Genomic DNA, 13,791 nt, shown 5'->3' with positions numbered 1-13,791 from the left:
TTTTGCATTGTAAATTAATAACTACTAATGTAGGGAAAAATAAATTAAATGATTATGGAGCCGTCAAGCATCCAGATTTATTGACAAGTAAAACTGGTCGATAAATAGAAATACTGTCACTACCGTTCCGGCCTGGAATACGGGATGAAATCAATTATGGCCGTGCGAATGGCGAATATTTGTATTTATTTCTAATAAACTAATAAAAAAACTAAAAATTTATGAATAACAAAAAAGAAAAGAAAATTCTGAATATTAACGACAAATTGCAATTTTAATATCCAATTTTCGATTGAAAATTGAAGATGAAATTAAAATTATTTTTGTAATACAAGCACTATTAAACGCCAAGATTTGTATTCCATTTACGAATAAATATATTATATTTTAAATATGATTTATTCAGTGTTTTCAACGAGAGTATGCAGCACATCTTCGAGCTTTCCTATAATATAGGTGGCAGTAACGCCCTCGCATTCTTATACGAAGAATCATTGAAAATGACTTTTCGTATTCCCTTTGAAAATATCTCAAGCCTCTGATGCATTTGAGGTATTTTCAATTTTTCAAGTCGAGGATGCGTCAGCATCTTCGAGACTTGATATTATGGACGCGATTGCATCGCAATTGCCATGGCTCTTTGCCAAGAGCAGCATGGCATATATCATTATTGGTTGAATTGTTTGCCTGTGAAAATCACCTAGGGTTGTGAAATCATTCGCCCTATAGGACATGATCCTATGGTGCGTCGGTAGGCAACTCGGGTGGGCATCATAAACTTGACGTGCAAAGAGGCTTGAGTGCGATGCCGGTAGAGTTCGCCGGTCATGCTCCCATGATGTTCGCCCACAGGGTCAACGCGTCTGAATGCTATTCGCGATGACGGCTGCTGCACATAAAGCGCACGGTGCTGTCGAGTCTGTCAGGTTCAGGTTGAACCAGGCAGACTCGAACGTCTCTTGTTTTCGGAAAACTAGGTTTCCCCTTTTCCTAAGATAAATTCTAGAACAACACGCTGGCACCCTGGTCTGCCGGACCTGCAATGCGGCGCAGCGGAGCAAAGAGTTCACGTCCCATGCCGAAGTCATTATCCGCCAAGTCGATGACTTCAGGGCTGCGGCCGGCAAATTCCGCGGCATCGACAAGCACTTCCAGCGTTCCGGCCACGGCATCGAGACGGATCATGTCGCCATCGCGGATCCTGGCGATCGGTCCGCCATCGACGGCTTCCGGTGTGACGTGGATCGCGGCAGGCACCTTGCCCGAAGCGCCGGACATGCGTCCGTCCGTCACCAGTGCCACCTTGAGACCGCGGTCCTGAAGCACGCCGAGCGATGGGGTCAATTTGTGCAGTTCCGGCATGCCATTGGCTTTTGGGCCTTGAAAGCGCACCACGGCGATGAAGTCGTGGTTCATCTTGCCGGCCTTGAAGGCATCCTGCATGTCCTGCTGGCTATGGAACACCATGGCAGGCGCCTCGACAATGTGGCGTTCCGGCTTGACGGCGGAGATCTTGATCACGGCCTTGCCCATATTGCCAGTCAGCATTTTCAAGCCGCCATTCGCCTGAAACGGTGCCTCGATCCGCGACAACACTTTTGGATCGGCGCTGTCTTCAGGCGAGGGCTGGCGGTCTACGGTGCCGTCGGCGTTCAGATGCGGCTCGATCGTGTAGGCGGCAAGCCCTTGGCCATAGACGGTGCGCACATCGTCATGCACAAAACCGGCGCGCAGCAATTGCTTGATCAGGAAGCCCATGCCGCCAGCGGCGTGAAAATGGTTCACATCCGCAGAGCCGTTCGGATAGACGCGGGCCAGAAGCGGCACGATGTCGGAGAGGTCGGAAATATCCTGCCAGCTGAGCAGAATGCCCGCCGCCCGCGCCATGGCGATCAGATGCATGGTGTGGTTGGTCGAGCCGCCCGTGGCATGCAGGCCGACCACACCATTGACGATGGAGCGCTCATCGATCATCTCGCCTGACGGCGTGTAATCATTGCCAAGCGCGGTAATTGCCAGCGCCCGCTTGGTGGCTTCGCGGGTCAGCGCATCGCGCAGCGGCGTGCCGGGATTGATGAAGGAAGCACCGGGCATGTGAAAGCCCATGATTTCCATCAGCATCTGGTTGGAATTGGCGGTGCCGTAGAAGGTACAGGTGCCGGGGCCGTGATAGGATTTGGATTCGGCTTCCAGCAATTCGGCGCGGCCAACCTTGCCCTCGGCATAGAGCTGGCGAATGCGGGTCTTTTCGTCATTCGGCAGGCCAGTGGTCATGGGCCCAGCCGGAATGAACACGGAGGGGAGATGACCGAAGGTCAGTGCTGCGATCATCAGGCCGGGGACGATTTTGTCGCAGACGCCGAGAAAAACTGCCGCGTCGAACATGTTGTGCGACAGGCCGATGCCGGCCGCCATGGCGATCACATCGCGGGAAAACAGCGAAAGCTCCATGCCGGGCTGGCCCTGCGTGACGCCATCGCACATAGCGGGTACACCGCCTGCCACCTGCGCTACGCCGCCCACTTCGCTGGCCGCTTGGCGGATCAGGGCCGGATAAGTCTCAAACGGCTGATGCGCCGAGAGCATGTCGTTATAGGCGGTGATGATGCCGAGATTGGGGACGGTGTCGCCAGCAAGTGCGGCCTTGTCCCCGGGAGAACAGACCGCAAAGCCATGGGCGAGATTGCCACAGGCCAGAGAGCCACGGTTCACGCCCTTGCCAGCGGCCCGGCGAACGCGATCCAGATAGGCCTCGCGGGTTGGCTTGGAGCGCTCAACAATGCGCTTGGTGATGGCTTCGATACGGTGATCGGCACTCATGGAAAGCATCCTTCCTGAAAAGGGCAGGGGCGGCAACCTTGGCGCTTGCTAGAGCGCTGCGGTCGCCCGCGCTGTTGGGCCTCGTTCGTCAAGGCCGCATCGCTTTTGATACCAGCCTGGCTATCAGGGCGTTCTGATCGAGATCAGGGCGCCCAGTAAATATCGACAGGTGTTTCAGCCCGGGCCAGTACGGCGCGAACAGGCATTTCGGTCTCGTCCGTCCCCGCCAGCGCCTTGTCCAGCACCGTCTTTTTTTCCGCGCCTTCGATATGGACGATCAGCAGACCGGCATCGGCAAGACTAGAGAAAGACAAGGTCAGGCGCGGCTCGCCAGCACCCGGCGCTTGCATGGTGATCACCCGGGGCGGCAGCGTCAGATCAAGCGCGTCTTCCAGATTGTCGCCCCCGGGGAAGAACGAGGCGGTGTGACCATCGGTTCCCATGCCGAGGATAACCACGTCGAGCGGCGTGCCAAGGTCGGACACCGCATCGCTGGCCACTGCGGCAGCAGCCTCGATGGTCTCTTCCGGCGCATAGAGCGGCACGAATTCGGCCTCGGCGGCCTGGTTCTTCAACAGATGCGTGGCAACCAGCAAATGGTTGGAACGGGGATTGTCCTCCGGCACGAAGCGCTCATCGACCAGCGTCACCGAGACCTTGTCCCAGTCCAGCGCCTTTTGCGACAGTGCCTCGAAGAAGGCCTTGGGCGTGGAGCCGCCGGAGACGGCCAGTGAAGCAGCACCGGAGGCGGCAATCGCCTCGTTGAGCGCTGCGGCAACCCGCTCGGCCAGCGCTGTTGCCAGCGCCGCGCCAGTGTCAAAGCTATGCAGTGTATGCGCCATGATGCCGATGCCCTCAGTCATTCTCGTGCCAGGTGCGACCATCACGCTCGATCAGCGCGATGGCCTGGCTTGGTCCCCAGGTGCCGGACGTATAGCCCTGCGCCCGCTGGCCAATTTCTTCCCAGCTCTTCAGGATCGGATCGACCCAGTTCCAGGCCGCTTCCACTTCGTCGCGGCGCATGAACAGCGTCTGGTTGGAACGGATCACGTCCATCAACAGGCGCTCATAGGCATCGGGATTGCGCACGCCGAAGGATTCGGCAAAGCTCATGTCCAGCGGTACATGGCGCAGGCGCATGCCGCCCGGACCTGGGTCCTTGATCATCAACCATTGCTTGACGCCTTCGTCTGGTTGCAGGCGGATGACCAGCTGGTTGGCCTCGATACGGCCGACATCGCCGAAAATCGAATGCGGGATCGGCTTGAACTGGATGACGATTTCCGAAACGCGGGCCGCCAGACGCTTGCCGGTGCGCAGATAGAACGGCACGCCCGCCCAGCGCCAATTGTTGATCTCGGCCTTGATGGCGACGAAGGTTTCCGTGTCGGATGTGTCGCCCAGCTCTTCCGTGTAACCCTTCACCGCACCGCCTGCCGAAGCACCGGCCTTGTACTGGCCGCGAACGGTCATTTTTTCGACATTGGAGGCGTCAATTGGCTTCAGCGCTCGCAGCACTTTCAGCTTTTCGTCGCGCAGCGCCTCTGAGTTCATCGAGGATGGGGCTTCCATGGCAACGAGGCACAGCAATTGCAGGATATGGTTCTGCACCATGTCGCGCAACGCGCCCGCCTTGTCGTAATAGGTGACGCGGCCTTCCAGCCCGACGGATTCGGCCACGGTGATCTGCACATGGTCGATATGGGCGGAGTTCCACAGCGGCTCATAAAGCGCATTGGCAAAGCGCAGCGCCATCAGGTTCTGCACGGTTTCCTTGCCGAGATAATGGTCGATGCGGAAGATCTGCTCTTCTTTAAACACCTTGCCGATTGTGTCGTTCAGCGCCTGCGCCGAGGCGAGATCGCGGCCGATCGGCTTTTCCACCACGATGCGGGTGGATTTGGTGATCAGCTTGTGATCGCGGATCTTGTCGGCGATATCGCCGAAAATCGAGGGCGACACAGCGAGATAGAAGGCGCGCACGATGTCCTTACCGGTATCGAGCAGCTTTTTCAGCGTATCCCAGCCCTTGTCATCCTTGGCATCGACCGAGACGTAATGCAGCCGGTCGAGAAAGCGCTTGACCTGGCTCTCTTCCAATTCATCGGGCTTCAGAAATTCCTTCAGGGCCTTATGGGCGAATTCGCGGTATTCCGCATCCGTCATCGGCGAACGGGACGCCCCGATGATCCGGGTCGGCTCGGTCAACTGGCCGGCCAACTGGCGATGGTAAAGGGCGGGCAGAAGCTTGCGCTCGGCAAGATCACCGGTGCCGCCAAAGACGACATAGTCAAAGGGTTCGACAGGAATAATCTGGCTGCTCATACGGGCATCTCTCATTCATGGCCATTGGCAAGGCTAATGGGCAAGGCTGTTGGATCGGGTTATAATTCAATCGATTTAAAAAAGCCAGTCCTGGCTGTTTGAAAACGCCCGGCCCTTCTAAAACGAATACGTGAATGGCGTTCCCTCAAAAACGGTCGCGCAGGGCATACCAGCTGAGCGCCAGGAACAGAAGCGGCGAGCGCAGCCGGGACCCGCCTGGAAAGGCGGGAACCTTCAACTCCTTCAACAGGTCCAACTCGCTGGTTTCTCCCAGAACCGATTTGGCAAACAGCGTACCGCAATAGTTTGACAACATCACGCCATGGCCGGAATAACCCGCGACGGAAATCACCCCAGGCATCACCTCGCGGGCAAAGGGCTGGCGGTTCATGGTGATGCCGACCGAGCCGCCCCAGGCGTGAGTCATTTCGATGCCATCAAGGGCCGGATAGATCTCGGTGATCTGGCGGCGGATATGGTCGGAAATGTCGCGCGGGCTATCGGCGGTATAGGCCTCGCGTCCGCCAAACAGCAATTGCCCGTCGCGGGTCTTGCGGAAATAGCGCACCACGAAACGGCTGTCGGCGACCGCTTCCGAGCCGGGCAGGATGTCGGGAAAATCCTTGAGCGGCACGGTGGCGCCAATGAAAGAGCGGATCGGCATGACATGGGATGCCGTGACCGGTTCCAGGTTATCGATATAGGCATTGGTAGCGATCAGCACATGGCGGGCGGTGATCGTGCCCTTCGACGTTTCGATCATCGTTCTGCCGCCGCTTTGGGCAATCGATGTGGCCTTGGTCATTTCATGCAGGCGGGCACCGGCATTCTTCGCCACTTTCGCCAGTCCCACCAGCAGTTTCAGCGGGTGGATATGGCCGGTGCCGATATCGCGGATACCGCAATAATAGGCGCTGGAACCCAACCGGGCTGCCGTTTCCTCGCGGTCCATGAAGCTCATATGCGGGTAATCGAACCGTGTGGCGGCAATCTCGACGCTCTTGCGATACTCCTTGTCCTTGCCGCGCTTGTGCTCGACATTCAGCTGGCCGGGCATGAATTCCATGTCGATCTGGTGCTCGCGGGCAAAATCCAGAATATAGCGTTTGGCGTGTTCGGCCATATCGAACAGCGCCTTGGCGAGCTCAAAACCAAATTCGGCTTCAAGCTCCTCCGGCCAGGCGCGCTGGCCGGTGCCGAACTGGCCGCCATTGCGCCCTGAGCCGCCATCACCAAACCGCCCGCCTTCAATCAGCACCACACTGACACCGGCGCGCGCCAGCGTATAGGCCGCCTGCAAGCCGGTATAACCGCCGCCGACAATGGCGACATCTGTCGTGGTCGAGCCATCCAGCGGTTCGTATTCAGGGCGTTCGCCCACGGTGGCTTGATACCAGGAAAGGCCGGGTGCAATCGGGCTTTGCCACATGCGAAGCTCCTTTTTGAATGCTGCAAGGCAGCCCGACCGGAACGGTGGGCACCATGACAGCTGTATGGATCAGACGTTCAGCAGCAGGAATTCACGCTCCCAGGGGCTGATCACCTGCATGAAGGTCTCGAACTCGCCGCGCTTGACGCCTGCATAGATATCGATGAAGGCACGGCCGAACACGGTTTCGAAATCCGGCTCGCTCTCCAACAGGGCGACGGCTTCCAGCAGGCCGCGTGGCAGCTCGATCGAGCCTTCATTGGCGGTATCTGCTGTCGGCGCGGTTGGCTCGATGGCCTTGCAGATGCCGAGATAGCCGCAGCCAAGCGAGGCGGCCAGCGCCAGATAGGGATTGGCATCCGAGCTTGGCAGCCGGTTTTCCACCCGCCGCGCCGCCGCATCGGAAATCGGCACCCGGAAGGCCGTGGTGCGGTTGTCATAGCCCCAGGCATTGTTGACCGGGCAGGCCATATCGGGTGTCAGGCGGCGATAGGAATTGACATAGGGCGCCATCATCACAAGCGCAGTCGGCACGTATTTCTGCATGCCGCCGATGAAGTGGAAAAATTCTGACGACGGCGAACCATCAGCCTTTGAAAAGATATTGCGTCCAGTTTCAATATCCACCACCGATTGGTGGATATGCATGGCAGAACCCGGCTGGCCCTGCATCGGTTTTGCCATGAAAGTCGCAAAGATCCCGTGCTTCAGCGCCGCTTCACGAATGGTGCGCTTGAACAGGAAGACCTGGTCGGCAAGCTCAATCGGATCGCCATGCCGCAGGTTGATTTCCAGCTGGGCCGGGCCTTCCTCATGAATCAGTGTGTCGATTTCCAGGCCCTGCTTGGCCGAGAAATGATAGATATCGTCGATCAATTCGTCGAATTCGTTGATCCCGGCGATGGAATAGCCCTGGCCGCCGATGATCGACCGGCCCGACCGGCCTTTCGGCGGATGCAGCGGGTAATCCGGGTCTTCGTTCTTGGCGACCAGATAGAATTCGATTTCCGGGGCGACAACCGCCTTCCAGCCCTTTTTCTCGTAGAGGCTGAGGACGTTTTTCAGCACATTGCGCGGCGTATAGCTGACATCCTCGCCTTCGGTGCCGACGATGTCGCAAATCACCTGCGCGGTCGGGTCGGTCTCCCAGGGCACGACCGAGAGCGTTGATAGATCCGGCAGCAGCTTGATGTCGCTATCGCGGCTGTCATAGCGGAAATTGCCGGTTTCATCGGGATATTCGCCTGAGATCGTGTGGCGATACAGCGCTGACGGCAGGGCAAGCGAGGTATTGCTGGTGAATTTCGAGCTCGGCATCATCTTGCCGCGCGGCACACCGGCGAGATCCGGCGTGATGCACTCGATATCCTCGATACCGCGGGAGCGCAGCCAGGAGGCCGCTTCTTTCCAGGTCTTGACCCCGCGCGTCGGGCTGATATCTGGGGGAATGCCTGCTTTTTTGGACGCCGCGCCCTTGGGTCTGAGCATTGTCTTTTTTGCAGGCATGTCTCACCGGATCTGTGTTGATAATGATGCCATCATATCCGCCTCGCTGGAATTGGCGAGGGTGAATATGCAATTGACATCGCTTTGCCGATCGAAAACACAACAGACATGGCGATGATGACGAGGACATGACATTGGACAAGTGGGTGGATGTGGTGGTGATCGGGGCAGGGGCCGCCGGCATGATGGCGGCGATCCGGGCTGGCCAGCGGGGCCGGTCTGTGGCCGTGCTCGATCATGCCAAGGCACCGGGCGAAAAGATCCGCATTTCCGGCGGCGGGCGCTGCAATTTCACCAATGTCAATGCCGGACCAAAGAACTATATCAGCGCCAATCCGCATTTTGCCAAATCGGCGCTGGCCCGGTTCACGCCCGCCGATTTCATCGCCATGGTCGAGCGCCACCGGATTGGCTGGCATGAGAAGACCCTTGGGCAATTGTTCTGCGATGACAGCGCCAAGGACATTATCCGCATGTTGCTGGAAGAGATGCGCTCCGCGGGAGCCAGGCTGCATATGCAGACCGACATCCGGGCTGTCGAGAAGACGCTGGACGGTTTCCGCGTCGAAACTTCTGAAGGCACGATTACCTGCCAGTCGCTGATCATCGCCACCGGCGGTAAATCCATCCCGAAAATGGGCGCGACCGGCTTTGCCTATCGCCTCGCCGAGCAATTCGGGCTTGGCCTGATCGAGACCCGCCCGGCGCTGGTTCCGCTGACGCTGGAACCGGGGCTGCTGGAGGAACTGGCGCCGCTATCCGGCATGGCCGTCGATGCGCTGGTGCGTCATGGCAAGACCGAGTTTCGCGAGGCGCTGCTGTTTACCCATCGCGGTCTGAGCGGCCCGGCCATCCTGCAAATCTCTTCCTATTGGCGCGAAGGCGATGCGATTTCTCTTTCGCTGCAACCGGAACTGGACTTTCTGGATCTGCTGAAAACCGCCCGGCGCGACAATGGCCGTCAGGCGGTGCAGACGGTTTTGGGCCAATACTTGCCGAAGCGGCTGGCGCAATACTGGACGGAGCGCCATGGGCTGGAAAAGCCGCTGGCGGATCTTTCCGACAAGGTTCTGGGAAGTGTCGCGGAGGGCCTTCGGCATTGGCAGATCAAACCGGCGGGATCGGAAGGCTATCGCACCGCCGAAGTAACCCTGGGCGGCATCGACACCCAGGCGCTGGACTCCAAGACCATGCAGGTCAAGGCGGTGCCGGGTCTCTATTTTATCGGCGAAGCCGTCGATGTCACGGGATGGCTGGGCGGCTATAATTTCCAGTGGGCCTGGGCGTCTGGCCATGCGGCGGGCCTTGCCGCGTAATATTTGTCATCCCAGTACGGCGATACGATTTGTTTACCGCAATTGTGTCCTGGATGGGCAAGTCTTGCGTCATGCCGCATTCCCGCCACCATCTTTCAATAGTTGTTAATATACCTCAGTCATCGTGATCTTCCGCCTCGTTGTTTTGCTGTTTTTCGGGACGGGTTAGGGTTACGATCAAGGTCGGGGTGATTCCCCGCTTAACTTTTGGAAAGTGCTGCCAATGAACAGACCCATCCGGAAGGCCCGCGCCATTGCTATTACCAAGGCGCGTGACGATCAGAACAAGCTTATCCTTCGCAGCGCGGGTCTCGGCCTGATGGCCTGCTTCATGGTCTATGGCCTGATGCTGATCGGCGTTATCGGCTGATCAGACCTTGGCGCCTGCGGCAAAGCGGCAATTGTCGCTTCCGCCTGCGCATCGATATCTTCCGGCGCACACCTGCGACGCTTTCCCATGTCGAAAAGCTTGGAAAAGATCCTTCTTAGGCGCGGCCAGGATGGCTCACTGTAAAACGTGTAAAACGCATCCTCTTGCTGGGCTGGCGTCAGTGCATGGCGGTTGATCGCCTCCCGTCGTATGGTCTCCTGAAAGGCAAGCAATCCGATAATGTCCATGACCGTCATCTCCAGTGTTCTGGAGAAGGCTAGCGTTTCATGGATGATGGATATATCGCCGAGTTTGCGCTATATCATTCACCCATGAAAAACCTGCCCTGGGATACTTACCAGCTCTTCATTGATGTGGCGCGAAACGGCGGGCTGACCGGGGCTGTCCAATCCACCGGCCTCAGTGCTGCCACCCTTGGCCGGCGGATGGTGGAGCTGGAGCAAAAGCTGGGCCGGATTCTGTTTCATCGCGCCCAGACGGGGTATACGCTGACGGTGGATGGCCGTGCCCTGCTCGATCACCTGAAATCCTTTGAGGCGGCGGAGCGCGGTATTGATCTCTGGCGCCAGCAGACGTCGCAGCCAGCACTGGTGCGGGTGACAGCGGGAACATGGATTTCCTGGCTGATCGCCCAGAACCTGCCGAAGCTGTGCCGCAGCAATGATCGCTTTCGGCTCGATCTGCATATTACCGAAGAGCGCGCTGCCCTTGCGCATCGCGAAACCGATATCGGTATCCGGGCTTTCGAGCCACAGGAGAGCAATCTTGCCAGGGTCCCGCTCGGCGAGGTTGCTTACGCGGCCTATCGCCATCGCCTTGCCGACGAACTGGAAGGGCAGCCCTGGATCGCGGTCGCGCAGGATGCGGCAATCTCGGCCTATTTGAAGTGGCCGCATCAGCATAAGGCCGAACAGATCCTGATCACCGTCAACCGTCCACGCTCCCTCAAGGATATGGCGGTTTCAGGCATGGGCCTTGCGGTCCTGCCGTGTTTTGTCGGTGATAGCCATCCGCAGCTTCAGCGGGTCGGTGATGAGATTACCGAATTGCGCCATCGGCAATGGCTGGTCACCAATAATGACGACCGGCACAGAAGCGAGATCCGCGATTGCGCCGGGCGTTTGGTTACCCTGATGAGAGACTTCTCTGATGCTTTCGCCGGTCGGCGATAGAGGGCAAACCACATGCTTCGAATAAACGCATAGGGGTTTCACGTCAACAAAAGCAACTTAAGGTTTATTTTCTTGTGCTGAAAATAGAATCTTATACAGAGTCCGTTGCTTTTTAGAACGAAGTGATCGTGCATAACTATAAGTCGAAATAGAATATTCAGAATTTCTTCAGACCCCCATGCAAGAAAAGAAAGGCGGCAATTATATTCGTTTATTCGAATTAATTAATTTCGCCCTTTGTTTTCGGGGGTTTGGCTATGCTATTTGATCGTCTACTTTCTCGATGCAAGATTCAGACCAAGGTTCTGGTCTTCATCGTTCCGTTTGTTCTCAGTATTTCGGCCGTTGGTCTGACCGGCTACTACGCATCGCGTATCCTGCAAGGGCAGATGGAAGTTACCAATAGTGTGGTCAACACGCTGAGTGGTTTCAAGAATGTCTATGCGGCGATGACGGCTTTCCTGCAAAAGACCACAGATGCATCGAAAACGGCGCTGGATCAGGAACTGAATGGGCAATTATCCAGTTTGAAAGCCATGCGCGCTTCGCTTGACGGCCTGGGCGGTACAGCCCAGGTCGATGCGGCGATTGCCGGAACGGAATCGATTGCCGGTCAGGTCAAGCGCCTTTGGGAGCTGAACCAAGGTGCCGCGGATTTGCGCGCAGCTTTGGAAACCGATACCCAACAATTGTCCAGCCAGCAGAGCGATCTGCTTTCCTATTCCACCCGTGTTCGCGAGGCCTTGGCCAAGGATGAAAGCCAGGCCAAGACCATGCTGCGCGATTCCGACCGGCTGACACGCGGTGCCAATCTGATTGCTGATCTCGTTACCGATTTCAATAGTGCCACAGCCCCTGAGGCGAAGATGGAGCTGGTCAAGACGCGGATGCCGGAGCTGAAAAAGGCCGTTGCCGATATTGCTGCCGCGCTGCCAGCGGAACAGGCCGTGCTGGGCACATCGCTGACCGACAATATTCAGCAGTTGGCCGCCCAGATCGAGATCGGTGTGATCAATGACACGACAGTCAGTGCGACTGAACAGGCGATCAACCTGATGCGGCCGGTGTCCATCCGCTTGCAGGGGGCGTCTACTCTCAAATCCCGGCAGGCGACGGCGGTGTTTGCAACCCTTGATCAGCCGATTGCCGAAGCGACCGCTTTGCTCACTGCCACACGTCAGCTGGTGGATATCAGCAATGGGGTTGAACTGCGCAGTTCACGCTTCATGGCGGCAGCATCGGCGGATGGCCTGCAAAAATTGCAGGCGTCGCTCGGCACCCTGAAACGCCGTGCCGCAGCCATGGCCAAGGACCCCAATGTTAGCGCCGACATCATGGCAAAGCTGTCGCTGATCGCCCCATTGACCGACGCTATGGCCGATAAGGCGACTCGGCTGGTGGCCATGGATGGCCAGAAAACCGCCGCCTTCTTGGCCGCTGCCCGCGATATCGATACCATCTGGTCGCAACTCAGCGATTTTGCCGCCTCCCAGCGTCAAGTGGCCGATGAACAGAGCGCCTCTGCCGATACCATGTCGGCGCTGGCTCTACTGGCTGGTGTCGTTATCGCCATTGTCGCTGGTATCGGCTTGATCGCCACCTTCAAGGGGCCGATCAATCAGATCACCGCTGCCATGCGGCGTCTGGCATCCGGCGATCTCGAGATCGAGATTACTGGCGGCACGCGCCCTGATGAGATCGGCGATATGGCCCGTGCCCTTGGCGTGTTCAAGGACAATGCCGAAGCAAAGATTCGCGCCGAGGCCGAGGGGGCGCGGGTTCGCGCTGAAAGCGAAGCCGAGCGCGCCCGCAATGATGCTGAAAAGCAGCAGGCTGACCAGGATGTGCAATTTGCGGTGACGGAACTGGCCGCCGGGCTGGAGCGCCTCGCCAATGGCGATGTTTCCGCCACGCTGGACCATCCCTTTGCCGGGCGCATGGAACAGTTGCGCAGCGACTTCAACCGCTCGCTGACCCGGCTGAAGGAAACCATCGGCCTGATCCAGGGCAATGTCACGGCCATTCAGGGCAATGTGCAGCAAATGGCCCATTCCACCGATGACCTGTCGCGCCGCACGGAAACCCAGGCTGCCTCGCTGGAAGAAACTGCTGCCGCCGTCAACGAAGTTACCTCCAATGTCCGCCAGGCCGCTGACAGGGCGCGTGAGGTCAATGACATCGTTGGCGAAACCCGAGGGAATGCCGAGAAATCGGCTGTCGTGGTTGGCAACGCCGTCTCTGCCATGGGCCGGATCGAGGATGCCTCGAAAAAGATCGAGCAGATCATCAGTGTCATCGAGGAAATCGCTTTTCAGACCAATCTGTTGGCGCTGAATGCCGGTGTTGAGGCTGCCCGTGCGGGCGAGGCGGGCAAGGGATTTGCCGTCGTTGCCCAGGAAGTCCGCGAACTGGCCCAACGCTCTGGCCGCGCCGCAAAAGACATCAAGACGCTGATCAACACCTCCACCGAAGAGGTCAATGCCGGGGCGAGGCTGGTGCAGGAAACCGGTGCGGCGCTGACCGTCATCAGCCAGCAGATCGCCACGATCAGCACCCATGTCGAAGGCATCGCAGCCGCCAGCCGCGACCAATCCGCAGCCCTTGGCGAAGTCAACAGCGCCGTCGGCCAGATGGACAGCCTGACCCAGCAAAACGCCGCCATGGTCGAAGAAACCTCCGCCGCCAGCCGTCAACTAGCCGACGAGGCTGATCAATTGGTGGGGTTGTTGCAGCAGTTCAAGCTGGAAAGCGGGAAGCAGGCCGGGCGTTGGGATCGGGCGGCTTGATGGATATGGTATGAGGTGATGGACGCCCGGTTGAGAGACCGGGCGT

General features: G+C 57.9%; 10 protein-coding genes. 4 read left to right on the top strand and 6 right to left on the bottom strand.

The window, feature by feature from the left end; translation table 11 throughout:
• Positions 1-1,002: 1,002 nt before the first annotated feature.
• The 5 genes from edd to H1Y61_RS16345 form a co-directional block, all read right to left on the bottom strand.
• Positions 1,003-2,820 (bottom strand): phosphogluconate dehydratase, encoded by a 1,818-nt coding sequence (gene edd / locus H1Y61_RS16365; RefSeq protein WP_174110046.1) that lies wholly within the window; start codon positions 2,818-2,820, stop codon positions 1,003-1,005.
• A 143-nt stretch (positions 2,821-2,963) separates the two neighbouring features.
• On the bottom strand, positions 2,964-3,662 hold the full coding sequence (gene pgl / locus H1Y61_RS16360; RefSeq protein WP_174110047.1) for a 6-phosphogluconolactonase: 699 nt from the start codon (positions 3,660-3,662) through the stop codon (positions 2,964-2,966).
• 13 nt (positions 3,663-3,675) lie between these two features.
• Positions 3,676-5,145 (bottom strand): glucose-6-phosphate dehydrogenase, encoded by a 1,470-nt coding sequence (gene zwf / locus H1Y61_RS16355; RefSeq protein WP_174110048.1) that lies wholly within the window; start codon positions 5,143-5,145, stop codon positions 3,676-3,678.
• A gap of 145 nt (positions 5,146-5,290) precedes the next feature.
• Positions 5,291-6,574 carry an NAD(P)/FAD-dependent oxidoreductase gene (locus H1Y61_RS16350; protein WP_180573224.1) on the bottom strand — a complete coding sequence of 428 codons (1,284 nt, stop codon included), beginning with the start codon at positions 6,572-6,574 and terminating at the stop codon, positions 5,291-5,293.
• 69 nt (positions 6,575-6,643) lie between these two features.
• A complete protein-coding gene (locus H1Y61_RS16345; protein ID WP_409065467.1) occupies positions 6,644-8,062 on the bottom strand; it encodes a glutamine synthetase family protein in 1,419 nt (472 codons plus the stop codon).
• Positions 8,063-8,208: 146 nt separating this feature from the next.
• On the opposite strand from H1Y61_RS16345, the gene H1Y61_RS16340 reads away from it, so the two are divergent.
• Entirely contained in the window at positions 8,209-9,396 is a 1,188-nt protein-coding gene (locus H1Y61_RS16340; RefSeq protein ID WP_180573223.1) for a BaiN/RdsA family NAD(P)/FAD-dependent oxidoreductase, read from the top strand.
• A gap of 223 nt (positions 9,397-9,619) precedes the next feature.
• A complete protein-coding gene (locus H1Y61_RS16335) occupies positions 9,620-9,766 on the top strand; it encodes a hypothetical protein (protein ID WP_156531447.1) in 147 nt (48 codons plus the stop codon).
• Here the strand turns inward: H1Y61_RS16335 and H1Y61_RS16330 are convergent.
• Positions 9,733-10,014 (bottom strand): hypothetical protein, encoded by a 282-nt coding sequence (locus H1Y61_RS16330; RefSeq protein WP_180573222.1) that lies wholly within the window; start codon positions 10,012-10,014, stop codon positions 9,733-9,735. The genes H1Y61_RS16335 and H1Y61_RS16330 overlap by 34 nt on opposite strands.
• Before the next feature lie 84 nt (positions 10,015-10,098).
• Here H1Y61_RS16330 and H1Y61_RS16325 point away from each other — a divergent pair, with 84 nt between their 5' ends.
• A complete protein-coding gene (locus tag H1Y61_RS16325) occupies positions 10,099-10,959 on the top strand; it encodes a LysR family transcriptional regulator (RefSeq protein ID WP_041697522.1) in 861 nt (286 codons plus the stop codon).
• A gap of 257 nt (positions 10,960-11,216) precedes the next feature.
• A complete protein-coding gene (locus H1Y61_RS16320; protein WP_180573221.1) occupies positions 11,217-13,745 on the top strand; it encodes a methyl-accepting chemotaxis protein in 2,529 nt (842 codons plus the stop codon).
• Positions 13,746-13,791 lie beyond the last annotated feature (46 nt).

It is taken from the genome of Agrobacterium vitis, assembly GCF_013426735.1.
Classification (GTDB): Bacteria; Pseudomonadota; Alphaproteobacteria; order Rhizobiales; family Rhizobiaceae; genus Allorhizobium; species Allorhizobium vitis_D.
Note: the sequence above shows the minus strand (reverse complement) of the source record. Positions and strands in the feature narration are given on the sequence as shown.

Excerpts from the sequence above, each read along its gene's own strand:
- edd (WP_174110046.1), bottom strand. The coding sequence starts at position 2,820 with ATGAGTGCCGATCACCGTATCGAAGCCATCACCAAGCGCATTGTTGAG.
- pgl (WP_174110047.1), bottom strand. The coding sequence starts at position 3,662 with ATGGCGCATACACTGCATAGCTTTGACACTGGCGCGGCGCTGGCAACA.
- zwf (WP_174110048.1), bottom strand. The coding sequence starts at position 5,145 with ATGAGCAGCCAGATTATTCCTGTCGAACCCTTTGACTATGTCGTCTTT.
- H1Y61_RS16350 (WP_180573224.1), bottom strand. The coding sequence starts at position 6,574 with ATGTGGCAAAGCCCGATTGCACCCGGCCTTTCCTGGTATCAAGCCACC.
- H1Y61_RS16345 (WP_409065467.1), bottom strand. The coding sequence starts at position 8,062 with ATGCTCAGACCCAAGGGCGCGGCGTCCAAAAAAGCAGGCATTCCCCCA.
- H1Y61_RS16340 (WP_180573223.1), top strand. The coding sequence starts at position 8,209 with ATGACATTGGACAAGTGGGTGGATGTGGTGGTGATCGGGGCAGGGGCC.
- H1Y61_RS16335 (WP_156531447.1), top strand. The coding sequence starts at position 9,620 with ATGAACAGACCCATCCGGAAGGCCCGCGCCATTGCTATTACCAAGGCG.
- H1Y61_RS16330 (WP_180573222.1), bottom strand. The coding sequence starts at position 10,014 with ATGGACATTATCGGATTGCTTGCCTTTCAGGAGACCATACGACGGGAG.
- H1Y61_RS16325 (WP_041697522.1), top strand. The coding sequence starts at position 10,099 with ATGAAAAACCTGCCCTGGGATACTTACCAGCTCTTCATTGATGTGGCG.
- H1Y61_RS16320 (WP_180573221.1), top strand. The coding sequence starts at position 11,217 with ATGCTATTTGATCGTCTACTTTCTCGATGCAAGATTCAGACCAAGGTT.